Consider the following 24,056-nt stretch of genomic DNA (forward strand, 5'->3'; position numbering starts at 1 on the left):
GCCGGGGCCGGTTCGTCAGCCCCGCTTGCTTCGGTCCCTGATCCTCTCCGCCACCCGCAGCCGTACGGGCGCGGCGCGCCGGTTCTCCTCGATCTCCTCCTCGGTGGCCAGCTCGGCACCGCGAGTGATCAACTTGAGCCAGGGCTGGTGCTCCTCCGGGATGAACGGCAGCCCCGGCGGGGCGGTGCTGGTGGCACCGGCGGCGAAGTACTGCTTGACCAGCCGGTCCTCCAGCGACTGGTAGGACATCACGACGATCCGGCCGCCGACCGCGAGGGCGTCCAGCGCGCCGGGGATGGCCCGGTCCAGGACCTCCAGCTCGCCGTTGACCTCGATCCGCAGCGCCTGGAACGTCCGCTTGGCCGGGTTCCCGCCGGTCCGGCGGGTCGCCGCCGGGATGGCGTTGCGCACCAACTCGACCAGACGCGCGCTGTTGGTGAACGGTTCCTTCTCCCGCTCCCGCAGGATCACCGCGGCGATCTTCCCGGCGAACCGCTCCTCGCCGTACACCTTGAGGATCCGGGCCAGGTCGCCGTGGCTGTAGGTGTTCAGCACCTCCGCGGCGCTGATCCCCCGGGTCTGGTCCATCCGCATGTCCAGCGGCGCGTCCTGCGCGTACGCGAAGCCGCGCTCCGCCTCGTCCAGCTGCATCGAGGAGACGCCGAGGTCGAACAGGACGCCGTCGACCCGGTCGATGCCCAGGCGCTCCAGCACCTCGGGGATCTCGTCGTAGACGGCGTGCACCAGGGTGGCCCGGTCGCCGAACGGGGCCAGCCGCTCGCCGGACAGCTTCAGCGCCACCGGGTCGCGGTCCACCGCGACCAGCCGGACGTCGGGGAACTGGGTGAGCAGCGCCTCGCTGTGCCCGCCGAGGCCGAGGGTGGCGTCCACCACGACGGCGCCGGGCCGGGAGATCGCCGGGGCCAGCGCGTCCATGCACCGCTGGAGCATCACCGGAACGTGCTTGGGGCCCGGTTCGTTGGTGGTCATGCGCGGTGGCGCCCTTCCTCGGTGCGGAGCAGCCCGACGTCCGGGAGCTGCGACCATTCTCGCCCACCGCGCCCCGGCACGACGAAGCGGCCCGTGGTCCCCGCCCGCTCGAGGGGAAGATCGTGACCGCCCGGCGCCGGGGAAGGTGCGCCAGGTGGGCACGGAGCGGGAGGAGGCCACGGGCCGCGTCGACCGGGCCGCACCGGCCGGGAGGACCCCGTTGACGGGCCCCGGCGGGTGTGCTCCACTGCGCCGCAAACTCTATCGCGCGGGTCCTGCCAGTCAATGGCCCGCTCCGGCGCACCACCCGGGCGGCGGTACGGATCACCGCAGGTCGCAGCCGTCGGGGCGGCCCGGCGACGGTGCGGACTGGGGGCCTTCGGCGGCGGGCGCGCGCCCCCTGTCCGCCACCGCGTGCGGGCACTGTGGGACCAGCCCGGACAAACCCTCCGGTTGTGGCTATGCGCTCGATCACAGCGCCAGGTTCTGTCGCCACTCTCCCCACCGCGCGGGCCCGATCCGCACTAACGTCGCCACCATGACAGTGACACCTGACCGGCCCTCGCCGAACGCCGCTGCCGCCCCTGCCAGACCCACCGTACCCACCGTCATCGACCGCTTCGTCACGGCCAACCGCGGCTACGCGGTGACCTTCCAGGACGGCGGCATGGACGCCCGTCCCGTGCAGAAGATCGCCGTGGTCGCCTGCATGGACGCCCGCCTCGACCTGTTCGCGGCGCTCGGCCTCGAACTGGGCGACGCGCACGTCATCCGCAACGCCGGCGGCGTCGTCACCGACGACACCATCCGGTCCCTGACCATCAGCCAGCGCGCCCTCGGCACCCGTTCGATCGCGCTGATCCACCACACCGGCTGCGGCCTGCTCGGGCTCACCGAGGACTTCCGCCGCGAGCTGGAACTGGAGGTCGGCCAGCGCCCGCAGTGGGCGGTGGAGGCCTTCGTCGACCTGGACGGCGACGTCCGCCAGTCCATGCAGCGCGTCCGCACCTCTCCCTTCCTGCTCCACACCGACGACGTCCGCGGCTTCGTCTTCGACGTCCACACCGGCCTGCTCCGCGAGATCGACTGACCCGCTCCGCCCGACCCGGCCCGGCCGACGATGTCCGGGCGCTCGGGCATTCGGGCGTCTCCGAATGGTGACTTCCGTCCATCCCGCGGGGGAGAATGCGCCTGCCGGTCGGACCCCGAACCACCTGGGGCGGCCAGGCCGCAGGCCGCCTTCCCGGCGCCGGATCCCTCGTTCGGAACCGCCCCCGGGACGGCCGCGTCAAGCATGGGGTGGGGTCCGGCCTCGGGACGGGGCGGGCACAGGGTGCCAGGGAGCGTAAACGGGTGACGAGCTACAACGATCAGGCTGGTCTCGGCAGTCCTGCGGGGGACGAGAAGCAGAGGGCGAACGGGTACCGGCAGGTCGGGCTCCCCGAGCTCGCCGCGGTCGTCGACCGCGTCCGCGCCAACGTCGAGAGCGTGATCGAGGGCAAGCCGGAGGCCGTCCGGATCGCCCTGACCGTCCTGCTCGCCGAGGGCCACCTGCTGCTGGAGGACGTGCCCGGCGTCGGCAAGACCATGCTGGCCAAGGCGCTCGCCCGCTCGCTCGACTGCACCGTGCGCCGCATCCAGTTCACGCCCGACCTGCTGCCGTCGGACGTCACCGGCACCAACATCTACGACCAGCAGCGGCACGACTTCGAGTTCCGCCCGGGCGCGATCTTCGCCCAGGTCGTGGTCGGCGACGAGATCAACCGCGCCTCGCCCAAGACCCAGTCCGCGCTGCTGGAGTCCATGGAGGAGCGCCAGGTCACCATCGACGGCACCAGCTACGAACTGCCCTCGCCGTTCATGGTCGTGGCCACCCAGAACCCGGTCGAGATGGAGGGCACCTACCCGCTGCCGGAGGCCCAGCGCGACCGCTTCATGGCCCGGATCTCGATCGGCTACCCCAGCCCCGAGGCCGAGCTCGCGATGCTGGACGTGCACGCCGGCGCCAGCCCGCTGGAGGACCTCCAGCCGGTCGCGCACGCCTCCGACATCCTCAAGCTGATCGACCTGGTCCGCGGGGTGCACATCGCCGACCCGGTCCGCCGCTACGCCGTCGACCTGGTCGGCGCCACCCGCACCAGCCCCGAGCTGCGCCTGGGCGCCTCGCCCCGCGCCACCCTGCACCTGGTCCGGGCCGCGCGCGCCGCCGCCGCGCTGGACGGGCGCGACTACGTCACCCCGGACGACATCCAGCGCCTCGCCGTCCCGGTCCTGGCGCACCGTCTGATGCCGACCGCCGAGACCCAGCTCAGCCGCCGCACCTCCGAGCAGATCGTGGTCGACCTGGTCTCCCGGCTGCCGCTGCCGCGCCCGCAGGGCGGCCCGGCCGTCCGGAGGGGCTGAGGTGGCCCAGTCCGACTCGGCTTCGGGACTGCGGGCCGGGTTCCGCGGTCTCACCACCCGGGGGCGGTCCTTCCTCGCCGCCGGGGTCACCGCGGTGGTCTGCGCGTACCTGCTCGACCAGGACGCCCTGCTGCGCGTCGGCGTCCTGCTCGCCGCGCTGCCGCTGGCCGCCGTGGTGGTGGTCGCCAACACCCGCTACCGGGTGGCCAGCGGACGCCGGCTCAGCCCGCGCCGGGCGGTCGCCGGCCAGGAGGCCCGGGTCCACCTGCGGGTCGACAACGTCTCCCGGGTGCCCACCGGCGTGCTGCTGCTGGAGGACAAGGTCCCGTACGTGCTCGGGCCGCGCCCGCGCTTCGTGCTGGACCGGGTCGAGCCGCGCGGCCACCGCGAGGTCTCCTACCGGGTCCGCTCCGACCTGCGCGGCCGCTACCCGCTCGGGCCGCTGCAGCTGCGGCTGTCCGACCCGTTCGGGATGTGCGAGGTGACCCGCGCCTTCACCGCCTCCGACGTCCTCACCGTCGTCCCCCAGGTGCAGGCCCTGCCGTCGGTACGGCTCAGCGGCGAGTGGATCGGCCAGGGCGAGAGCCACAGCCGCACCCTGGCGCTGGCCGGCGACGACGACGTGATCCTGCGCGAGTACCGGCCCGGCGACGACCTGCGCCGGGTGCACTGGCGCTCCACCGCCCGGTACGGCGAGCTGATGGTGCGCCGCGAGGAGCAGCCCCAGCAGGCCCGGGCCACCGTGGTGCTGGACACCCGGGAGATCGCCCACCGGGGCAGCGGCCCCGCCTCCTCCTTCGAGTGGGCGATCAGCTGCGCCGCCTCCGTCGCCGTGCACCTGTTGGAGCGCGGCTACCAGACCCGGCTGCTCACCGACACCGGGCAGTCCGTGCCCGGGCCGGGCGCGGGCGGCAGCCACAGCACCGCCGACACCTCCGGGCTGGTCCTGGACGCCCTCGCGGTCGCCGACCTGTCCGACGGCGGCACCCTCTCCCGCGCCGAGGACCCGCTGCGGGCCGGCGGCGAGGGCCTGCTGGTCGCCGTCCTCGGCGAGCTGGACGAGGCCCAGGCCACCCGGCTGGGCCGGCTGCGCAGCCGGGCCGGCGGCGCGATCGCCTTCCTGCTGGACACCGGCACCTGGGCCGGCCTGCGGATGCTCGCCCCGCACACCGGCGGCGACGACTTCGAGGCCAGGGTCCGGCAGCTGCGGGAGTCCGGCTGGACGGTCCTCCCGGTGCGCGCCGGGGACTCCGTACCGGACCTGTGGCGGGCCGCCGACGGCAGCAGGACGACCGCCCCCTACCGAGAAGAGGCCGGCGCGTGACCACCCGGGCCAAACTGACCGCGTACTCGGCGCTGGCCACCGCCCTCGCCGCGCTGTGCATGATGCCGCTGCTCACCACCCGCAGCTGGCTCACCCACGCCTTCCTGGTGGTCGCCGTGATCGCCGCGGTCGGCGCGGGCCTGCGCCGCGCCCCGCTGTACCGCTGGACCGTGCCGCTCGGGCAGCTGCTGGTGCTGTTCCTGCTGATGCTGCTCGGCTTCGCCGGCGCCGGCGGGGTGCTGCCGGGGCCGGCCACGATGCGGGCACTGGGCCAGGTCTTCAGCGCCGGCCTGGACGACATACAGCAGTACGCCATCCCGGCTCCGCCCAGCGCCGGACTGCGGCTGATCCTGGTCTCGGCGATCGGTCTGATCGCCGTCGCGGTGGACACCGTCGCGGTGACCTACCGGCGCTCGGCGCTGGCCGGACTGCCGCTGCTGGCGCTGTACTCGGTCGGCAACGGCCTGGCCGGGGAGCACAGCAGCTGGGTCTGGTTCGCCGCCGCCGCGGCCGGCTACCTGCTGCTGCTGTTCGCCGAGGGCCAGGACCGGGTCTCCCGCTGGGGCCGGGTCTTCTACGGCGGCGCGCGCGGCGCCACGGAGTCCGGCAAGGTCAACCCGGGCGGCCGCCAGGTCGGCGTGCTGGCCCTGGCGGTGGCGCTGCTGCTGCCCGTCGTCCTGCCGAACTGGAGCTCCGGACTGCTGGACTCCGGCTCCGGCGGATCGAACGGCAAGCGCGCCGGCGGAAGCCTGTCGACCAGCCTCGATCCGCTGGTCAGCCTGGAGGCCGCGATCACCAAGCCGACCGACGGGGAACTGCTCACCTACACCCTGGACAGCCCGCTGGCCGACCAGATCTACCTGCGGACCGGCTCGCTCGACCAGTTCGACGGCACCAACTGGAAGCTCGGCAGCACCGCGGTCACCGACCTCCCGGCGACCCTGCCCACGCCCGAGGGCCTGCGCAACGCCCAGGTCCCGCGGATCGAGGGCGACTTCAAGGTCGACGAGCGGCTGGCGGGCAGCTGGCTGCCGATGCCCTACCCGGCCGCCACCGTCCAGGTCCCCAACCGCGGCGACTGGAAGCTCGACCCGCTGACCCGCACCGTCCTGCCGACCAACGACAAGGCGATCCGCGGCCTGCAGTACCACGTCAGCGCCCTGGACCTGCGGCCCACCGCCACCGAGCTGCGCCTCGCGGCCTCCGCGCCGTCCGACATCAGGGAGCACTACACCGCCCTCCCGGCCGACCTGCCGCCGGTGGTCGCCGAGAAGGCCAGGGCCGTCACGGCCGGCGCGCAGAACGACTACGACCGGGCGACGGCGCTGGTCAACTGGTTCACCGGGCCGGACTTCAGGTACGACACCTCGGTCAACGGCGGCACCGGCAACAACGCCATCGCCGTCTTCCTGCAGGACCGCCGGGGCTTCTGCGTGCACTTCGCCTCCACCATGGCGGCGATGGCCCGGGTCCTCAAGATCCCGGCCCGGGTGGCCGTGGGCTTCACCCCCGGGGACAGCAAGGGCGGCGACAGATACTCGGTGACCGGCCGGATGTACCACGCCTGGCCGGAGCTGTACTTCGCGGGCTACGGCTGGCTGCGCTTCGAGCCGACCCCGAGCCGCGGCGTCCCGGCCCGCTACACCGACACGTCCAGCACCCCGACCACCGCGCCGACCCAGCAGGCGACCGCCGCCCCGCAGACCGCGTCGGCCGCCCCGGCGCCGACCTCCAGCTCGGACTGCACCCCCAAGCAGCGCCAGCTGGGCGAGTGCGGCACCAAGGACAAGGCCGTCTCCACGGCCGCCGGGGAGTCCTGGCTGCTCTCCGGCCAGGTGCTCGGCACCCTGGCCGCGGTGCTCGCGCTGATCGCCCTGCTGCTCGTCCCGATGGTCTGGCGCACCGCCCTGCGCCGCCGCCGGCTGGGCGGCGGCGGGCGGCGCGGGCCCGGCGGCGGACCGGCGGAGCTGACCGACGCCCAGGTGCTGGCCGCCTGGGACGAGCTGATCGACTCCGCCTGGGACCTCGGAATTCCCCCGGACGAGTCACGCACCCCGCGCTCGGCGGCCCGCCGGATCACCGAGCACGCGAAGCTGGACGCGGACTCGGCGGCGGCCACCGGCCGGCTGGCACTGGCCACCGAGCGGGCGCTCTACGCCCCGCCCGGGCAGGCCGCCACGGAGCCGCTGGCCGCCGACGTCCGCACGGTACGGCGGGGGATGCTGGCGACGGCCGGCCGGGCCGGGCGGACCAGGGCGCTGCTGCTGCCGCCGTCCTCGGCGCAGCTGTGGTGGCGGATCTCCGACGCGGTGCGGGCGGCCCGGACGGCGGTCGGCACCGCGGTCGAGCGGATGGTCGAGACGCTCTCCGCGCCGGCGCGACGGCTGCGCGCCCGGCGCAAGCGGTCCACTCCGGAGTCCTGACACCGGCGTCCCGGTCCCGGTACGAGGGTCCGGACACGAAGCCGGGGCGGGCAGTCGATCGACTGCCCGCCCCGGCTTCACACGTATCGGCCGGGCGGCTCAGAAGCCCCCGGTCTGCTCGTCCCGGCGGCGCTGCCAGCGCTGCTCCACCCGGTCCATCATCCCGGCCTTGCGGCGCGGGGCGGCGGCCGGACGGGCCCCGGCCCCCTGGCCGGCGGGCCCACGGCGCCAGCCGGTCACGGCGAACACCGCACACCCGAGCATCACCAGGAAGCCCACGACGCTGACCCAGATCTGGTCCGGCACGACCATGCCGCCCATCAGCAGGCCGATGCCCACCACGAAGCCGGCGACGGCCAGGTAGACCCGCCGGCGGGTGTAGGTGCGCAGCCCGGTTCCCTCAAGCGCAGACGCGAATTTGGGATCTTCGGCATACAGCGCTCGCTCCATCTGGTCGAGCAGTCGCTGCTCGTGCTCCGAGAGCGGCACGGAGTCCTCCTACTCGTCGGTCGCGGGTGCGACCGGTCCGCCCACCCCGGTCGGGGAGGCAAGTCCAATCAGCCTTGGGGCACTCGGTCGGACGCCCGTGTGGGGGACCCGGCCCGTGTCGTCCATATGCCCCACGCGTCCGGCTGTCATGCTTTCCGGCTTTACCCAGATCATACGGTCCGTGGACCCGTTACGGAGTGGTCGGCGCCGCGTGGGACGGGCCACTTCGTGCGGGGACGGCCGCACCGGTGCCAACGCACCACGCCCCGGACAAGTGCCCGATCGGATGGAATCGTCCCGGACCTGGGCAGGTTCGCCGCCGGGCGCCGCGGCACGGCCGGAACCGGGCGGCGCGGGACGGGGACACGGCCGGGAGAACCGGCGGCTTCCGGGTCCTGAACCGCCGCCGTACGGCGTGCGAAAAGGCCGTACGGCGGCGGGAGGGTCGGTGAAGGGGCGCGCGGGCCCGGAGGGGCGCCTCAGCCCAGGGTGGCCAGCAGGTGCAGCTGGGTCGCCACGGCGTGGAAGGCGGGCTGCGCGGCGGCGGCCTCCTCCAGCTTCAGCAGCGCGTCCAGCGCGCCCGGCTCGGTGTCCACCAGCACGCCGGGGACGAGGTCGGAGAAGACCCGTACGCCGTGCACCGACTCCACCCGCAGGCCCGCGGCCTCGGCCAGCCGGCCCAGCGCCTCGCCGGTGAAGCGGCGCGGCATCGGGTCCTGCTCGCCCCAGCGGCCGTCGGCGGCGGTGAGCACGGTACGGGCCTCGTTGAAGTGGCCGGCCAGCGCGCGGGCCAGCACGGCGCCGTTGCGGTTGGCCGCCAGCAGGCTGACCACGCCGCCCTCGCGCAGGGTGCCCGCGAGGCTGCCGAGCGCCTCGGCCGGGTCGTCCACCACCTCCAGCACGCCGTGGCAGAGCACCGCGTCGACGCTGCCGGCGGCGACCAGCTCGGGCAGGGTCTGGGTGTCGCCCTGGACGGCCCGCACCAGGTCCGTCACACCGGCCTCGGCGGCCCGGCGCTCCAGGGCGAACAGGGCGTCCGGGCTCGGGTCGACCACGGTGACCCGGTGGCCGAGCTTGGCGACCGGCACGGCGAAGTTCCCGGTGCCGCCGCCGGTGTCGACCACGTCGAGCACCGGCTGGTCCAGCTCGGCGGACCGCTTCTCCAGGGCCGCCCGGACCACCTCCCACACCACGGCGGTACGCAGGGCACTGCGGGGACGCGTCGGGTACAAGGTGGGACTCCTTGGCACGTGCAGTTCGATCAGGATGCCTCCACCTTAGACCGGCCCGGCGGGGACCCCGCTCACGAGACCGGCCAGGTGGGGACCCCGCTCCCGCCCGGCGGCTCGCCGCCGTCCGGCGGCAGCCGGGGCGGCGGCGGGGCGGCGTGCAGGCCGAGCAGGCGCTCGACCAGGCGCAGGAACAGCGCGGAGTTGCGGATCAGGTCGTCGGCGTCGCGGGCCGAGGCGGCGCCCCTGATCCCGGCCTCGGCGGCGGCCCGGCGGCGGGCGCCCGCGCCGTAGTAGAGCGCCCACTCGGCGAGCTCGGGGGCCACCTCGGGCAGCACCTCCCAGGCGCTGCGGATGGCCTTGCGGCGGCGCGGGCTCTTCTCCGGGCGGCCGCGCACCGCCAGGACGGCGGCCACCGTGCGCAGCGCGGCCAGGTGGGCGGTGGCGTAGCGCTCCAGCGGGTCCTCCAGGGCGCGGGCCCGGGCGAGGGTGCGGTGGGCGTCGGCGAGCAGGTCGAGGGCGGCCGGCGGCGCGGAGACCCGGCGCAGCACGGGGTGGACGTCCGCCGCGGCGGGGCGTCCGGCGGACGGGCCAGGGAAGAGCGGCAGGGCGGCGGAGTGGAGGCGGGCGGTGACGGGCTCAGGACGGCTGATGGTCATGGTCTCCCCCGTTCCGAGGCAGCGCGCGGACCGGGTGGTCCGTGCGTCTCCATCGTGAACGGCGGCACTGACAATCCGGGCCCCCGGTGAGCCGGAAGCGGGCAAGGCCGGCCGGAAAGGCGCCGGAAACGGCGTAAGGCGGCGGGCGCGGTCCTCCCCCGGTTCCGCGCCGCCGCCATGCCGTCGCTCCGCCGATCCCACAGTCGGCGGTGCGACTCCCCCGTACGGCCGGTCTCCCCCCGGCCCGCTCCGCCGCCCCGTGTCGGCGGTGCGAGGACCGTGACCAGCCCCGTGGCGGTCCGTCCGCCGCCTCCCCCTGGCGTTTCGCTTCCGGGGGACGGACGGATCCGCCGACCGGGTGGGCCAGGCGCCCGACGCGCCGCCCTCCCGGGTGCCTCCACTCTCCCGTCTGCGCAGGTCGGCGGCCATCCGCTGAGGTACTCAACCGTGGATCTGAGTATCCGTACTCAGTCCGCCCCGGCCCGCCGGCCGCCGGAACCGGGAGGTGCGCCCACCGCGTCCCGGCTGCCGGTACGGTACGGCGGAGCCGGGCGCGGACCGGCCCCACCGGAAGACGAGGGGACGCGATGACGAGGAGGGGGACGCGATGACGGTCCTGCCGCTGATCTTCACCAGCGGGCTGGCCAGCGGTGTCAACGCCTACGCGGTGGTGCTGCTGCTCGGCCTGCTGGGCAGGTTCGCCGACGCGGACTCGGTGCCGCGGGCGCTGGAGCGCACGGACGTGCTGATCGTGGCCGGCGCGCTGTTCGCGCTGGAGGCGGTGGCCGACAAGATCCCGTACGTGGACAGCGTCTGGGACACCGTGCACACGGTGATCCGGCCGGTCGCCGGCGCCACCGTCGGCGTGCTGATCGCGAGCAACGACCCCGGCTCGCTGAGCGAGGTCGCGGCCGGCGCGATGGGCGGCACCTCGGCGCTGGTCAGCCACCTGGTGAAGGCCTCGCTGCGGATGGCCGTCAACACCTCCCCCGAGCCGGCCAGCAACATCGTGGTCAGCCTGGCGGAGGACCTCTCGGTGGCCGGCCTGATCACCCTGGCGATCTTCCACCCCTGGCTGGCCGCCACCGCGGCCGCCGTGGTCCTGGCCGTCGGGCTGCTGCTGGTCTGGCTGGCGGTCAGCAGGATCCGCGCCTTCCGGGCCCGCCGCCGCGAGCGCCGGGCCGCCCGGGCGGCGGGGGTCGCGCAAGGGTCGTCCTAGGATCTGGTGCCATGGCACGGATCGTCATCATCGGCGCAGGAATGAGCGGGCTCGCGGCGGCCTCACGGCTGGCGACCATCGGCCACCGGGTGACGGTCTGCGAGGCGGGCGGCACCCACGGGGGCATGGTCGGGCGGTACGAGCGCGAGGGCTTCGCCTTCGACACCGGGCCCGGCCTGCTCGCCCTCCCCGCGGTCTACCGCGACCTCGCGCTGAAGACCGGCAAGGAGCCGCTGGAGCGGCTGGTCGAGCTGGCCCCGGTCGATCCGGAGAGCCGGCACCTGTTCGCCGACGGCACCGTCGTCACCCTGCCGAACGCGTCCCGCGGCGGTGTCAGCCAGGCCCTGGACGCCGCCTTCGGCGCGGGCTCCGGCGCCCGCTGGAGCGCGGTGATGAACCACGGCCGGACGGTCTGGGAGGCCACCCGCCGCCCGCTGCTGGAGGAGCCGCTGCCGGCCGAGCGCGGCGTGCTGTCCGCGGCCGACCGGGCCCTGCTGGGCACCGATCCGTACCCCGTCCCGCCGCGCACCGGCCTGGCCCGGCTGCGCCGCGCGCAGCCGTGGTCGCTGGAGCACGTGGCCGCGCGCGAGCTCGGCGGCCACCCGGGCCTGACCGCCCTGCTGTTCGAGCCGGCCGTCCGGTACGGCTTCCACCCGTCCGAGGCGCCCGCCGGGGCCACCGTGCTGCCGTACATGGAGCAGTCCTTCGGCGTCTGGTACGTCCGGGGCGGTCTGCGGGCGCTCGCGGACGCGGTGTTCCGCCGCTGCGAGCTGCGCGGGGTCGGGTTCCGCTTCGACACCCCGGTCACCCGGGTGGTCGTCGAGGGCGGCCGGGCGCGCGGGGTCGAGACGGCGGGCGGCCGGATCGACGCGGACCTGGTGATCTCGGCGATGGACACCGCCGCCCTGTACCGCCACGGCCTCTCCGAGTGGCCGGGGGTGCCGGCCGAGGACTGGGAGCCGCAGGAGGTGCCCGGCCGGTTCAGCGTGCTGCTCGCGCTGCGCGGGCCCCGCCCGGAGGGCACCGCGCACCGCACGGTGGTGCACGCGGCCGATCCGGCCGCCGAGGCGAACGCCCTCACCCTCTCCGTCCCGCCCTGCGAGCGCCCCACCGTCCAGGTGTTGCGCCCGGACGACCCGGCGCTGCGGCCCGACGACGACCACGAGAGCGTGGTGCTGACCGCGACCGTCCCGGCCCAGGGCGAATTCGACTGGACGGCGCCGGGCGTCGCCGACCGCTACGCCGACCGCCTGCTCGCCCATGTGGACGCGGCCGGCCTGGGCCTGCGCGAGCGGGTGCTGTGGCGGGTCGTGCGCACCCCGGAGGACACCCGCCGGGAGACCGGAGCCCTCGGCGGCGCGGTCGCCCGCCCGGCCCTGGCCGGCTCCGCGGGCTCCTGGCTGAAGGCCGCCAACGACTCCCCCGTCCCCGGCCTCTACCTGGTCGGCGGCAACGCCCACCCCGGCGGCGGCCTCGCCCGTGTCGGCATGTCGGCCTGCATCACCGCCGGGCTGATCGGCCCGGCCTAGGCGCTCACGGGGGCGCTCAGGGGCCGCTGGCCCGGGGTCAGCCCTGGTGCCAGGTGTGCTGCTGCTGGTAGCCGTGGTTCTGGTCGTACGTCGGCTGCTGCGGGATGCCCTGGACGTTCGGGTCGGGCTGGGGCTGCCACTGCTGCTGGGGCTGCTGCTGGGGCTGGGCGTTCTGGTCCCAGGCCTGCTGGTGCTGCGGCTGCTGGTAGCCCGCGTACGGGTCCTGCTGCGGGTAGCCGCCGTACGGGTCCTGCTGCTGGGGGTAGCCGCCGTAGGACTGCTGGTCGTAGGACGGCTGCTCGTAGGGCTGCTGGTCGTAGCCGAAGGCGGGCTGCTGCTGGGTCTGCCACTGCTGCTGGTCGTAGCCGGCCTGGTAGGTGCCGGCGTACGGGTCCTGGGGCTGCTGCTGGACCTGCGGCTGCTGCTGCTCGTAGTACGCGGAGGCGTAGACGCCGTCCTGGGCGAGTTCCTGCATCTCGAAGGCGGCGGTCTGCTCGACCTCCGGCACCTCGTCGGGCACCGGCAGGGGCTCCGGGGTCTCCTCGACGGCGCTGACCTCGCCGACCCGCTTCCGGGTGGCCGCGGCGGCCGCCATCGCGGCGGCGCCGCCGGTGAGGGCGCCGAGCAGCGGCACCTTGGCGAGCGGCCCCGGCAGGCTGCCGTCGGGCTTCCGCAGGGACCAGCCGGCCTGGTAACCGCGCTTGACCGAGAGGGTGACGAAGGTCTGGCCGACCGCGAACAGCGCGGCGCCGGCGCCGATCACCACGACCGAGCCGAGGCTCATCCCGACGGCCACGCCCAGGAAGCCGACCAGGGCCAGGACCCGCCAGTGCACCGGGGCCCGGTTCTGCAGCAGCACCTCCGCGACCAGCCAGAGCGCCACCACCGCCAACGCGGCGTACAGCAGCAGGTATCCGATGCCCATCCGCCCGCTACCTCCAGTCGCGTACCCGCGCGTGTGCGCCGCGCGTGTGCGGCGACTGTACCGGTTCAACGGCCGGGGTACCGCATCGCGTTCCCCGGGCCCCCGGACACCGGCCGCACACGACCGAGCCCGCCACCCCCGGTACGGTGACGGGCTCGTGAACACCGGGCGTCAGCGCTGGTGCAGCCCCAGGTTCTGGTAGATCTCCAGCGTCGCCGTCGAGTGGTTCAGCGTGATGAAGTGCAGACCGGGCGCGCCCTCGGCGAGGAGGCGCTCGGCCATCGCCGTGGCGTGCTCCATGCCGATGGCCCGCAGGGCCGCCGGGTCGTCGACGGCCGCCCGCAGCCGGGCCTCCAGGTCGGCCGGGAAGGCCGAGCCGCTGAGCTGCGGGAAGCGCTCCAGCTGCTTGGCGTTGGTGACCGGCATGATCTCCGGGATGATCGGCGCCTCGCAGCCGGCGGCCGTCACCCGGTCGCGCAGCCGCAGGTAGTCGTCCACCTCGAAGAACATCTGGGTGATCGCGTAGTCGGCCCCGGAGCGGATCTTCGCGACGAAGTGACGGATGTCCTCGTCCCAGTCGGTGGAGCGCGGGTGCATGTTCGGCGAGGCCGCGACGCCGACGCAGAAGTCGCCGATGCCCTTGATCAGCTCCACCAGCTCGTACGCGTAGGTGACGCCGTCGGGGTGGCTCACCCACTCGCCCATCGGGTCCCCGGGCGGGTCGCCCCGGACCGCGAGGACGTTGCGCACGCCCTGGTCGGCGTACTGGCCGATGATGTTGCGCAGCTCGGCGATCGAGTGGTCCACCGCGGTGAGGTGGGCGACCGGGGTCAGGGTGGTCTCGGTGGCGATCCGGCCGACCATGTTGACGGTGCGCTCGCGCGAGGAGCCGCCGGCGCCGTACGTCATGCAGACGAAGTTGGGGTCGAGGGGCTCGAGCCGGCGGATGGCGTCCCAGAGCCTCTGCTCGCCGACCTCGGTGCGCGGCGGCATGAACTCGAAGGAGAAGGAGCGCTTGCCGGCCGCCAGGAGTTCGCGCACGGTCAGTGCGCGATCCGTTCTCGTGGAAGCGATGCCGAGTGCCATGCTGGCAGGCTATCCGGCGGCCGGAGGGGCCGGACATCGGATTCCATCTATTGAGACAACTGATGGACCGCGCTCCGGTTCACCCCGGAAGGGCTCCGCGGCACCTCCCACGCGCCCCCGGCGGGGCCGCTCGCACGCCCGTTCCCAGCCGCCCCGCTACGCTTGCTGCACCCCAGAGAACCAGCGGAGCCCCATCGTGACCTCGTCCAGCACCCGGCCGGCCAACCCCGGTTCGGCCATCAGTGCGGCCAGCAGTGCGGCCAATCCCATTGACGTGGAGGACGTCCGCACCCGCGTCAACGCGGCGCTCGCCGCGTTCATGGACGGCCAGTCCGTGCTGCTCGACAAGATCTCGCCCCAGCTGGCCCCCGCCGCCGACGCGCTGCGCGACTTCCTGCTGGACGGCGGCAAGCGGCTGCGCCCGGCGTTCTGCTACTGGGGCTGGCGCGGCGCCGGCGGCCCGGCCGGAGGCGCCACCGGCGAGGCGATCGCCAACGCGGCCGCCGCCCTGGAGCTGCTCCAGGCGAGCGCCCTGGTCCACGACGACCTGATGGACCGCAGCGACACCCGCCGCGGCCTGCCCTCGGTCCACCGCCGCTTCGAGGCGCTGCACCGCGACAACGGCTGGCGCGGCGACCGCGAGCAGTACGGCACCTCGGCCGCGGTGCTGCTCGGCGACCTGCTGCTGATCTGGTGCGACGAGCTCTTCCTGCGCTCCGGCCTGGAGCCCGCCGCCGTCCTGGCCGCCAAGCCGGTGTTCGACCTGATGCGCACCGAGGTCATGCTCGGCCAGTACCTGGACGTGCTGGAGCCGGTGGCCGGCGACTCGACCGACGAGGGCGCGCTGGACCGCGCGCAGACCGTGCTGCACTACAAGTCCGCGAAGTACACCATCGAGCGGCCGCTCCAGGTGGGAGCGCTGCTGGCCGGCGCCGGCCCCGAGCTGGTCGAGGCGTACGGGGCGTTCGGGCTGCCGCTGGGCGAGGCCTTCCAGCTGCGCGACGACCTGCTCGGCGTCTTCGGGGACCCCGCCGTCACCGGCAAGCCGGCCGGGGACGACCTGCGCGAGGGCAAGCGCACCCTGCTGGTCGCCCACGCGATGCGGGGCCTGTCGGCCGCCGACGCCCGACACCTGGACGAGCGGCTCGGCGCGCCGGACCTGGCCGCCCCCGAGGTCGCCGAACTGCGCGCGCTGGTCGCCCGCAGCGGCGCGCCGGAGCTGGTGGAGCGCCGGATCGAGGAGCTGATGCGGCAGTCGCTGGCCGCGCTGGAGGCGGCGCCGCTCGCCGACGGGCGGGCCCGTACGGTGCTGCTGGCACTGGCCGAGGCCGCCACCGTCCGCAAGTACTGACGGACGGCGACGGCCTCGGGTCCTACCGGTTCGGAGCGGGGCCCCACGGATCCGGGCGGATCCGGCGGATCCGGCGGGTTTCGCGGATCCGGGCGGTCAGAGCGCGGCGCGCACCCGGCGGGACAGCTCGGCGGCCGCCGCCCCCGGGTCCGCCGCGGCGGTGATCGCCCGCACCACGACGATCCGGCGGGCGCCGGCGGCCAGCACCTCGTCCAGGTTGCCGAGGTCGATCCCGCCGATCGCGAACCACGGCCGGTCGGTGGCCTGCTTCGCCGCGTACGAGACCAGGCCGAGGCCCGGGGCCGGGCGGCCCGGCTTGGTCGGGGTCGGCCAGACCGGGCCGGTGCAGAAGTAGTCCACGCCGGGCTCGGCGATCGCCGCGTCCACCTCGGACTCGGCGTGGCAGGAGCGGCCGATCAGCACGTCCTCGCCGAGGATCGCCCGGGCGGCCGGTACCGGCAGGTCGTCCTGGCCGAGGTGTAGCACGTCCGGCCGGGCCGCGTGGGCGACGTCGGCGCGGTCGTTGACGGCCAGCAGCTTGCCGTGCCGGCGGCAGGCGTCCGCGAAGACCTCCAGGGCCGCCAGCTCCTGCCTGGCCTCCAGGCCCTTGTCGCGCAGCTGGACGACGTCCACCCCGCCCGCCAGCGCCGCGTCCAGGAACTCGGCGAGGTCGCCCTGCTCCCGACGGGCGTCGGTGCACAGGTAGAGCCGGGCGTCGGCCAGCCGGGTACGCAGCGTGTCCGCCGCCATCAGATCAGCATCGCCTGGGCGCGGCGCTTCACCTCGGTGCCGCGGTTCTCCCGCAGCGCCTGGATGGGGCTGCCGGGCAGCGACGGGTCCTCGGTGAAGAGCCACTCCAGGATCTCCACGTCGTCGTACCCGCAGTCCCGCAGGACGGTCAGGGTGCCGGACAGGTGCTTGACCAGGCCCGGACCGTCGATGAACGCCGCCGGGACCTGCAGCGACTTGTTCGGCCCGCGCCGGACGGCGATCAGGCCGCCGTTCTTGACCAGGTCACGCACCTCGGTGACCCGGACCCCCCACTGCTCCGAGATGTCGGGCAGGTACATCCAGTCGGTGACCAGGGCTTCAATCTTGCTTTCGATCTCACTCACGTCACCAGACTGCCACCTCCACGGCCCACCGCGCACCAGGCACTACCCCGCGACGGTCGCCTTCAGCGGCACCGCCGGGTCGCCCGCCCGGGCCGGGTCCAGGGCCGTGCCGCGCTCGATCAGCTTCCGCCCCTGGGCGAGGTCGCGCGGCCGGTCCACGGCCAGCAGCGCGCTCGGCACGCCGTCGCGCAGCCAGAGCACCGACCAGTCGGCGTCCCCGGGGGCGCCGCGCCACAGCACCTCGTCGCCCTCGGCGTGCCGGCCGGCGTACTGGACCATCCGCCCGAACTGCTCCGACCAGAAGTACGGCACCGGGTCGTAGTCCGGCGCGTCCGCGCCCAGGACGGCGGCCGCCACCGCCTCACCGGACCGCAGGGCGTGGTCCCAGTGCTGGACGGCCAGCCGGGCACCGGCCCGGGCCGACGGGTAGCTGACGCAGTCGCCGGCCGCGAAGACGCCGGGCACCGAGGTGCGCAGCCGCCCGTCCACGACGACGGCGCCGGTCGCGTCCAGCTCGATCCCGGAGCCGGCCAGCCAGCCGGTCGCGGGGCGGGCCCCGATGCCGACCACCACCTCGTCGGCGGGCAGGTGCGAGCCGTCCGCCAGCAGCACCGCGCCGGGCTCCACGGCGGCCACGCCGACGCCGCAGCGCAGCTCGACCCCGGCCGCGGCGTACCAGGCGGCCATCGCCGAGCCGATCTCCGTCGGCAGCGCGCCGGGCAGCGGCGCCGGACCGGCCTCGACCACCGTCACCTCGCAGCCGGCCGCGCGGGCCGCGGTGGACACCTCGGCGCCGATCCAGCCCGCGCCGACCAGCACCAGCCGCAGCCCGGGGCGCAGCAGCGCGCGCAGCGCCAGGGCGTCGTCCAGGGTGTGCAGCAGGTGCGCCCGCTCGGCACCGGGCAGGGCGCGCGGCACGGCGCCGGTGGCGATCACCAGCGAGCCGTACGGGAGGTCGCCGCCGTCGGTGTGCAGCACGCCGGGGGTGAGGCCGGTGGCGCGGCGGCCGGTGAGCAGCTCGATGTCGAGCTGCCCGTAGTCGATGCCCAGGGCGGTGGAGTCGGCCTTGCCGAGCAGCACGTCCTTGGAGAGCGGCGGCCGGTCGTACGGCGCGTGCGGCTCCTCGCCGACCAGCACGATCCGCCCCTGCCACCCGCCCTGCCGCAGCTTGAGGGCGCACTGCGCCCCGGCCAGCCCGGCTCCGACGACGACCACCTGATCCGTTCCACTCAGCTCTGCCACGCCCGTCACTGTACTCAGCGGCCGACCGGCGGCCGCGGGGCCGGGGGTGGGCAAGCGGCCGCGGGGCCGGTCGGCAAGGGGCCGGGGGCGGTCCCACCCCCTGGTACGGGCCTTCGGCCGGGCCGACCCCCGGCGTTAAGGTGGGGGCACCACACGGGAGCCCGGCGGACCGGGCTGAGAGGCGGGCTGACACGGCCTGCGACCGTCCGAACCTGATCCGGGTCATACCGGCGAAGGGAGAAGAGCAGCTTTGTCACGCTTGCCATCACCCGCCCACGCCGACGTGCTGGTGATCGGCGGGGGCATCATCGGCCTCGCCGTCGCCTGGCGCGCCGCCCAGCGCGGCCTGCGGAACGTGACCGTGGTCGACCCCTCCCCCGGCGGCGGCGCGGCCCGGGTCGCGGCCGGCATGCTCGCCCCGGTCACCGAGCTGCAGTACGGCGAGGAGCCGCTGCTGCGCCTCGGCATGGCCTCGAACGAGCGGTACGCGGACTTCGCCGCCGAGCTCACCGAGGCCAGCGGCGGCCGGGACACCGGCTACCGCCGCTGCGGCACGCTCGCCGTCGCACTGGACTCCGACGACCGCGAGGAACTGCGCGAACTGCACGCCTTCCACCGGCGGCTCGGCCTGGACTCCGACTGGCTGACCGGCCGGGAGGCCCGCAAGCTGGAGCCGATGCTCGCCCCCGGGGTGCGCGGCGGGCTGCGCGTGGCCGAGGACCACCAGGTGGACGGCCGCCGGCTGCTGGACGCCCTGGTCTTCGCCTGTGAAGGCGCCGGGGTCCTGTTCCACCGGGCCGAGGCCGTCGAGCTACTGGTCGGGAACGGCCGGGCGACCGGCGCCCGCCTGAGCACCCGGGAGACGGTGAGCGCCGAGCAGGTCGTCCTCGCCGCCGGCCCGCACAGCCACCGGCTGCCCGGCCTGCCCGAGGGCGTGCTGCCCGCGATCCGCCCGGTGAAGGGGCAGGTGCTGCGGCTGCGCGTCCCGGACGCCTACCGCCCGTTCCTGTCCCGCAACGTCCGTGCCGTCGTCCGCGGCCGGCACCTGTACCTGGTGCCGCGCGAGAACGGCGAGCTGGTGGTAGGCGCGACCACCGAGGAGCAGGGCTACGACACCACCGTCACCGCCGGCGGGGTGTACGAACTCCTGCGCGACGCCCACGACTTGGTACCGGGGATCACCGAACTCCCGCTGCTGGAGACCTCGGCCGGGCTGCGCCCGGGATCACCGGACAACGCCCCGCTGCTGGGCCCGACCTCGCTGCCCGGGCTGGTCGCCGCCACCGGCCACCACCGCAACGGCGTGCTGCTCACCCCGGTGACCGCCGACCTGGTCTCCGAGTACCTGGCCACCGGCGAAGTCCCCGAGCTCGCAAGGCCGTTCACGTCCCTGCGCTTCTCCCCCGACCGCTCCACGACGAAGGCCTCCGCATGACCGAGATCGCCCTGACCGTCAACGGCGAGCCCCGCCGACTGCCCGCCGGGACCACCCTCGCCGAGGTGGTGGCCTCCGTCAGCGCCGCCAACACCGGCGTCGCCGCCGCGCTCAACGAGGCCGTGGTGCCGCGCGGTTCGTGGCCCGCGACGGCGCTGGACACCGGCGACCGGATCGAGATCCTCACCGCCGTCCAGGGAGGCTGAACCATGGCCGACGACCTTCTGACCATCGCCGGGACGTCCTTCTCCTCCCGGCTGATCATGGGCACCGGCGGCGCCCCCAGCCTGGAGGTCCTGGAGCGCGCGCTGCTCGCCTCCGGCACCGAGCTGACCACGGTCGCGATGCGCCGGGTCGACGCCGGCACCCAGGGCTCCGTCCTGGACGTGCTGACCCGCAACGGCATCCGGGTGCTGCCCAACACGGCCGGCTGCTTCACCGCCGGCGAGGCCGTGCTGACCGCGCGGCTGGCCCGCGAGGCGCTCGGCACCGACTGGGTCAAGCTGGAGGTGATCGCCGACGAGCGCACCCTGCTGCCCGACCCGATCGAACTGCTGGACGCCGCCGAGACGCTCGTCGACGACGGCTTCACCGTCCTGCCGTACACCAATGACGACCCGGTGCTGGCGCGCAAGCTGGAGGACGTCGGCTGCGCGGCCATCATGCCGCTGGGCTCGCCGATCGGTTCGGGTCTGGGCATCCGCAACCCGCACAACTTCCAGCTGATCGTGGAGGGCGCCGGCGTCCCGGTGATCCTGGACGCGGGCGCCGGCACCGCCTCCGACGTGGCGCTGGCGATGGAGCTGGGCTGCGCCGCGGTGATGCTCGCCTCCGCGGTGACCAGGGCTCAGGACCCGGTGCTGATGGCCGAGGCGATGCGGCACGCCGCCGAGGCGGGCCGGCTCGCCCACCGGGCCGGCCGCATCCCGCGCCGCTTCCACGCCGAGGCCTCCTCCGCGATGGCGGGCCGGGCCGACCTGGACACCCGCGAGCGCCCCGCGTTCTGAGCGTCCGGCGTGCCCACGGCCGTGTCACAAGCCGGGCACGGCCGGGCCCGGAGGCGGTGTCCTCCGGGCCCGGCCACGCCCGGCGGCACTAGACTCACCGGGTGGACATGGCACTGCACGACCCCCTGATCGGTACCCTGCTCGACAACCGGTACCGGGTCGAGCAGCGCATCGCGACCGGCGGGATGTCCACCGTCTACCGGGGCACCGACACCCGCCTGGACCGGGTGGTCGCACTCAAGGTGATGCACCCCTCGCTGGCCGGGGACGAGGGCTTCACCGCCCGCTTCATCCGCGAGGCCAAGGCGGTCGCCAAGCTCACCCACCCCAACGTGGTCAACGTCTTCGACCAGGGCGCGGACGGCGGCCACGTCTTCCTCGCCATGGAGTACGTGCCCGGCCGCACCCTGCGCGACCTGCTGCGCGACCGCGGCGCGCTGTCCGTCCGGGCCGCGCTGGACGTGCTGGAGCCGGTGCTGGCCGCGCTCGGCGCAGCCCACCGGGCCGGGCTGGTCCACCGCGACGTCAAGCCCGAGAACGTGCTGATCACCGAGGGCGGCCTGGTCAAGGTCGCCGACTTCGGCCTGGTCCGGGTGCTCGGCACCGCCGACGGCGCGCCCACCTCGACCACCACCGCCACCGGCGGCACCGTCCTGGGCACCGTCTCCTACCTGGCTCCCGAGCAGATCCTCCCGGACGCCCCCACCGACCAGCGGGTGGACGTCTACGCGGCCGGCATCCTGCTGTACGAGATGCTCACCGGCCACCGCCCGCACACCGGTGACAACCCCGTCCAGGTCATGTACAAGCACCTGCACGAGGACGTCCCGGCCCCCTCGCTGGTCGCCCCCGCCGTGGGCCCCGAGCTGGACGCGATAGTGGCCGGCGCCTGCGCCCGGTCCGCCGACGCCCGCCCGTACGACGCGGTCGAGCTGCTCGCCGCCCTCCAGCGGGTCCGCCGCACCCTCGACCCGGCCGAGCTGGACGCCGAGCCGCCGGCCTCCACCCGGCCCAGCCCGCGCTACCCGACCAGCGAGCCGACCTCGGTGATCCAGCCGCTGCCGCGGCCCGCCGACGCCCCGCCGACGGAGCGCACCAGCGTGCTGGACATGCCGCCGGAGCTGATGGACGAGCTGCTCGCCGAGCCGCGCCCGTACGACGAGCCGACCCCGGTGCACCGGCGCCGGCCGGGGCGGCCGCGCCGCCGCCTGCCCCGCAAGCCGCTGATCTGGACGGCCGCGGCGGTCGCCCTGGCAGTGGCGATCGGCGGCGCCACCTACGGGATCTCCGAGGGGCTGTACGGCTCGGTGCCGGGCGTGCTCGGCAAGGACCGGGCCGAGGCGCAGCGGGTCCTGGACAGGGAGGGCCTGCACGGGAAGTTCGTCGAGGTGTTCAGCGAGTCCGTCCCGTCCGGGCAGGTGATCTCCACCGACCCCGGGGTGGGCGCGCGCACCCGCAAGAGCGACAGCGTCACCGTCACCCTGTCCAAGGGCCCCAAGCGGATCGCGGTGCCGGACCTCGCCGGAAAGAGCGCCGCCGACGCCGCCTCGGCGCTGACCGGCGCCCAGCTGACCAGGGGCACCGTGACCGAGACCTACGACGACACGGTGCCGGAGGGCTCGGTGATCAGCAGCTCGCCGGCGGCCGGGCAGCTGCTGCAGGAGAACTCCGCGGTCTCGCTGGTGGTCAGCAAGGGCATGGTGCCGGTCCCGAACGTCACCGGGATGAGCAAGGACGAGGCGCAGAAGGCGCTCCAGGCGGCGGGCTTCACCATGCAGACCAGCGGCTGGGACGTGTTCGGCGCGGTCACGTCGTCCGGCCAGAGCCCGGCCGCGGGCGAGCGGCGCCCGCAGCGCAGCACCGTGACGGTCAGGTTCTCGCTGTTCTAGCCCGTTCCAGCCCGGCCCGCGAAGGGCATTCAGCGCAGCGGCCCGTCGCCGGGCTCCTCCTGGTAGGAGTAGCGCTGCTCCCGCCAGGGGTCGGCGAGGTTGTGGTAGCCGCGCTCCTCCCAGAAGCCGCGCCGGTCGGCCCGCATGTACTCCACCGCGCGCACCCACTTGGGGCCCTTCCAGGCGTACAGCCGGGGCACCACCAGTCGGACCGGGAAGCCGTGTTCGGCGGTGAGCGCCTCGCCGTTGCGGTGGGTGGCGAGCAGGGTGTCCGGGTCGGCGAAGTCGGCCAGCCGCAGGTTGGCGCTGTAGCCGTACTCGGCCCAGACCATGACGTGGGTGACGCCGGGAGCGGGGGGCACCAGGTCGAGCACGGCGGCGGCCGACACGCCCGTCCACTCGTTGCCGAGCACCGAGAACTTGGTCACGCAGTGCATGTCCCCGACGACGGTGGTGCGCGGCAGGGCGTTGAAGGCGTCGAAGTCCCAGCTGTGCTTCTCCGCCGAGGCGGTGGCCCCGAACACCTGGAGATCCCAGGTCAGCGGCTTGAAGCGGGGCACCGGCCCGTAGTGGAGGGCGGGCCAGCCGCGCTGCGCGCGCTGTCCCGGGGGGAGCCTCGGGTCAGACGGCGGAAGTGGTTCGTGTTTCGACTGACCCATGGATCCATGGTGACAGACGGCGGACAAGCCTCGGCGCGCGCCCCTTTGCGCTGATCCGCGCCCCCGCCCGCACGGACCGGCGGTCGCCCGCCCACCAGCACGTTTCGTCATGAATCGGATATTCCGCCACATGTCCTAGTGAGTGTGAACTTACTGGAATTTCCTCCCAAAGCGGTGCCAGGATGCGCAGCACACCGGCAGCACGAGCGCAGGAGGCATCACCATGCAGGGCGATCCCGAGGTCATCGAGTTCCTCAACGAGCAGCTCACCGCCGAGCTGACCGCGATCAACCAGTACTTCCTGCACGCCAAGATGCAGGAGAACTTCGGCTGGACGAAGCTCGCCAAGTACACCCGGCACGAGTCCTTCGACGAGATGAAGCACGCCGAGACGCTCACCGACCGGATCCTGTTCCTGGAGGGGCTGCCCAACTACCAGCGGCTGTTCCACGTCCGGATCGGCCAGACGGTCAAGGAGATGTTCGAGGCGGACCGCCAGGTCGAGGTCGAGGCGATCGACCGGCTCAAGCGCGGGATCGTGGTGATGCGGGCCAAGAACGACGTCACCTCGGCGAACATCTTCGAGGACATCCTGGCCGACGAGGAACACCACATCGACTACCTCGACACCCAGCTGGAGCTGCTGGAGAAGCTCGGCGAGGCGCTCTACATCGCCCAGGTCATCGAGCAGCCGGAGTCCTGAGGACGCACGGCCCCGGGCTCAGGCCGCCCGCAGCGGGACCACCGGGGCGATCCCGGGGGCCGGCGCCGGCACGGTCGGCCCCGCCGCCGGGGCCTCCGGGTCCGCGAGACCGAGCTTCGCGGCCAGCCGGGCGGTCGGGCAGGGGCGGGCGCCGTGCTCGCCGAGCAGCGCCTGGATGCGGCGCACGCAGGACCCGCAGTCGGTGCCGGCCCGGCAGCCCTTCGCGATCTGGCGCGGGGTGCCGGCGCCGCCGTCGATCGCCTTCTTCACCTGGTCCTCGGTGACCGCATGGCACATGCACACGTACATCGCGGTGTCTCCCGGGGGTGTGAAGCGGAGTGGATCTTGACTAAGGTCAGCCTTAGCTCACTGAGGCTTA

23 protein-coding genes and 1 riboswitch are annotated in these 24,056 nt (G+C 74.6%); of the genes, 12 read left to right on the top strand and 11 right to left on the bottom strand.

Annotated elements, in window-relative coordinates; genetic code table 11:
* Window positions 1-15: 15 nt before the first annotated feature.
* Window positions 16-990: a 16S rRNA (cytosine(1402)-N(4))-methyltransferase RsmH gene (rsmH, locus tag ACIQ87_RS12405; RefSeq protein ID WP_402405315.1), complete on the bottom strand. Its 975-nt coding sequence runs from the start codon at window positions 988-990 to the stop codon at window positions 16-18.
* A 538-nt stretch (window positions 991-1,528) separates the two neighbouring features.
* On the opposite strand from rsmH, the gene ACIQ87_RS12410 reads away from it, so the two are divergent.
* The 4 genes from ACIQ87_RS12410 to ACIQ87_RS12425 all read left to right on the top strand — a co-directional run bounded on the left by ACIQ87_RS12410 (window position 1,529) and on the right by ACIQ87_RS12425 (window position 7,140).
* Entirely contained in the window at window positions 1,529-2,080 is a 552-nt protein-coding gene (locus ACIQ87_RS12410; protein WP_402405317.1) for a beta-class carbonic anhydrase, read from the top strand.
* 398 nt (window positions 2,081-2,478) lie between these two features.
* The gene (locus ACIQ87_RS12415) at window positions 2,479-3,393 is read left to right on the top strand and encodes an AAA family ATPase (protein WP_402405477.1); all 915 of its coding nucleotides are present in this window, start codon (window positions 2,479-2,481) and stop codon (window positions 3,391-3,393) included.
* A 1-nt stretch (window position 3,394) separates the two neighbouring features.
* Entirely contained in the window at window positions 3,395-4,717 is a 1,323-nt protein-coding gene (locus ACIQ87_RS12420; protein WP_402405319.1) for a DUF58 domain-containing protein, read from the top strand.
* Window positions 4,714-7,140, top strand: a complete 2,427-nt coding sequence (locus tag ACIQ87_RS12425; protein WP_402405320.1) for a DUF3488 and DUF4129 domain-containing transglutaminase family protein — start codon at window positions 4,714-4,716, stop codon at window positions 7,138-7,140. The genes ACIQ87_RS12420 and ACIQ87_RS12425 overlap by 4 nt, the downstream gene beginning before the upstream one ends.
* 99 nt (window positions 7,141-7,239) lie before the next feature.
* On the opposite strand, the gene ACIQ87_RS12430 is transcribed toward ACIQ87_RS12425, so the two are convergent.
* The 3 genes from ACIQ87_RS12430 to ACIQ87_RS12440 all read right to left on the bottom strand — a co-directional run bounded on the left by ACIQ87_RS12430 (window position 7,240) and on the right by ACIQ87_RS12440 (window position 9,511).
* Complete coding sequence (locus tag ACIQ87_RS12430; RefSeq protein WP_074000911.1) at window positions 7,240-7,629, bottom strand: DUF3040 domain-containing protein; 390 nt, start codon at window positions 7,627-7,629, stop codon at window positions 7,240-7,242.
* A 479-nt stretch (window positions 7,630-8,108) separates the two neighbouring features.
* Window positions 8,109-8,861, bottom strand: a complete 753-nt coding sequence (locus tag ACIQ87_RS12435) for a methyltransferase domain-containing protein (RefSeq protein ID WP_402405323.1) — start codon at window positions 8,859-8,861, stop codon at window positions 8,109-8,111.
* Window positions 8,862-8,932: 71 nt separating this feature from the next.
* Window positions 8,933-9,511, bottom strand: a complete 579-nt coding sequence (locus ACIQ87_RS12440) for an SAV_6107 family HEPN domain-containing protein (RefSeq protein ID WP_402405479.1) — start codon at window positions 9,509-9,511, stop codon at window positions 8,933-8,935.
* A gap of 613 nt (window positions 9,512-10,124) precedes the next feature.
* On the opposite strand from ACIQ87_RS12440, the gene ACIQ87_RS12445 reads away from it, so the two are divergent.
* The gene (locus ACIQ87_RS12445) at window positions 10,125-10,736 is read left to right on the top strand and encodes a DUF4126 domain-containing protein (protein WP_402405325.1); all 612 of its coding nucleotides are present in this window, start codon (window positions 10,125-10,127) and stop codon (window positions 10,734-10,736) included.
* Between the two features lie 11 nt (window positions 10,737-10,747).
* Complete coding sequence (locus ACIQ87_RS12450; protein WP_402405327.1) at window positions 10,748-12,265, top strand: phytoene desaturase family protein; 1,518 nt, start codon at window positions 10,748-10,750, stop codon at window positions 12,263-12,265.
* Between the two features lie 37 nt (window positions 12,266-12,302).
* Here the strand turns inward: ACIQ87_RS12450 and ACIQ87_RS12455 are convergent, their stop codons facing one another.
* Window positions 12,303-13,190: a hypothetical protein gene (locus ACIQ87_RS12455; protein WP_402405329.1), complete on the bottom strand. Its 888-nt coding sequence runs from the start codon at window positions 13,188-13,190 to the stop codon at window positions 12,303-12,305.
* Window positions 13,191-13,361: 171 nt separating this feature from the next.
* Entirely contained in the window at window positions 13,362-14,276 is a 915-nt protein-coding gene (gene metF, locus ACIQ87_RS12460) for a methylenetetrahydrofolate reductase [NAD(P)H] (RefSeq protein ID WP_402405331.1), read from the bottom strand.
* A gap of 196 nt (window positions 14,277-14,472) precedes the next feature.
* Here metF and ACIQ87_RS12465 point away from each other — a divergent pair, with 196 nt between their 5' ends.
* Window positions 14,473-15,627, top strand: a complete 1,155-nt coding sequence (locus ACIQ87_RS12465) for a polyprenyl synthetase family protein (RefSeq protein ID WP_402405332.1) — start codon at window positions 14,473-14,475, stop codon at window positions 15,625-15,627.
* 96 nt (window positions 15,628-15,723) lie between these two features.
* Here the strand turns inward: ACIQ87_RS12465 and thiE are convergent, their stop codons facing one another.
* Genes thiE through ACIQ87_RS12480 form a run of 3 tightly spaced genes read right to left on the bottom strand, consistent with a single transcriptional unit; the run spans window position 15,724 to window position 17,993 of the window.
* Window positions 15,724-16,377, bottom strand: a complete 654-nt coding sequence (gene thiE / locus ACIQ87_RS12470) for a thiamine phosphate synthase (protein ID WP_402405334.1) — start codon at window positions 16,375-16,377, stop codon at window positions 15,724-15,726.
* The gene (locus ACIQ87_RS12475; RefSeq protein WP_188295425.1) at window positions 16,377-16,742 is read right to left on the bottom strand and encodes an Rv2175c family DNA-binding protein; all 366 of its coding nucleotides are present in this window, start codon (window positions 16,740-16,742) and stop codon (window positions 16,377-16,379) included. The genes thiE and ACIQ87_RS12475 overlap by 1 nt, the downstream gene beginning before the upstream one ends.
* A 42-nt stretch (window positions 16,743-16,784) precedes the next feature.
* Window positions 16,785-17,993, bottom strand: coding sequence for an NAD(P)/FAD-dependent oxidoreductase (locus tag ACIQ87_RS12480; RefSeq protein WP_402405336.1), 1,209 nt, complete (start codon window positions 17,991-17,993; stop codon window positions 16,785-16,787).
* A gap of 134 nt (window positions 17,994-18,127) precedes the next feature.
* Window positions 18,128-18,240: riboswitch (TPP riboswitch) on the top strand.
* Window positions 18,241-18,243: 3 nt separating this feature from the next.
* Between ACIQ87_RS12480 and thiO the strand changes: the two genes are divergently transcribed.
* The 4 genes from thiO to pknB all read left to right on the top strand — a co-directional run bounded on the left by thiO (window position 18,244) and on the right by pknB (window position 22,315).
* Window positions 18,244-19,419 carry a glycine oxidase ThiO gene (gene thiO / locus ACIQ87_RS12485; protein WP_402405338.1) on the top strand — a complete coding sequence of 392 codons (1,176 nt, stop codon included), beginning with the start codon at window positions 18,244-18,246 and terminating at the stop codon, window positions 19,417-19,419.
* The gene (gene thiS, locus ACIQ87_RS12490) at window positions 19,416-19,625 is read left to right on the top strand and encodes a sulfur carrier protein ThiS (protein ID WP_402405340.1); all 210 of its coding nucleotides are present in this window, start codon (window positions 19,416-19,418) and stop codon (window positions 19,623-19,625) included. The genes thiO and thiS overlap by 4 nt, the downstream gene beginning before the upstream one ends.
* 3 nt (window positions 19,626-19,628) lie before the next feature.
* Window positions 19,629-20,426 (top strand): thiazole synthase, encoded by a 798-nt coding sequence (locus ACIQ87_RS12495; protein ID WP_402405341.1) that lies wholly within the window; start codon window positions 19,629-19,631, stop codon window positions 20,424-20,426.
* A gap of 107 nt (window positions 20,427-20,533) precedes the next feature.
* Window positions 20,534-22,315, top strand: a complete 1,782-nt coding sequence (pknB, locus tag ACIQ87_RS12500; RefSeq protein WP_402405481.1) for a Stk1 family PASTA domain-containing Ser/Thr kinase — start codon at window positions 20,534-20,536, stop codon at window positions 22,313-22,315.
* A 29-nt stretch (window positions 22,316-22,344) separates the two neighbouring features.
* Here the strand turns inward: pknB and ACIQ87_RS12505 are convergent, their stop codons facing one another.
* The gene (locus tag ACIQ87_RS12505) at window positions 22,345-22,974 is read right to left on the bottom strand and encodes a sulfite oxidase-like oxidoreductase (RefSeq protein ID WP_402405342.1); all 630 of its coding nucleotides are present in this window, start codon (window positions 22,972-22,974) and stop codon (window positions 22,345-22,347) included.
* A 223-nt stretch (window positions 22,975-23,197) separates the two neighbouring features.
* On the opposite strand from ACIQ87_RS12505, the gene bfr reads away from it, so the two are divergent.
* Window positions 23,198-23,677: a bacterioferritin gene (gene bfr, locus ACIQ87_RS12510; protein ID WP_402405344.1), complete on the top strand. Its 480-nt coding sequence runs from the start codon at window positions 23,198-23,200 to the stop codon at window positions 23,675-23,677.
* A gap of 18 nt (window positions 23,678-23,695) precedes the next feature.
* Here the strand turns inward: bfr and ACIQ87_RS12515 are convergent, their stop codons facing one another.
* On the bottom strand, window positions 23,696-23,986 hold the full coding sequence (locus ACIQ87_RS12515) for a bacterioferritin-associated ferredoxin (RefSeq protein WP_402405345.1): 291 nt from the start codon (window positions 23,984-23,986) through the stop codon (window positions 23,696-23,698).
* Window positions 23,987-24,056: the final 70 nt, after the last annotated feature.

Origin of the sequence: Kitasatospora sp. NPDC096204 (assembly GCF_044763205.1) — a bacterium.
GTDB lineage: Bacteria > Actinomycetota > Actinomycetes > Streptomycetales > Streptomycetaceae > Kitasatospora.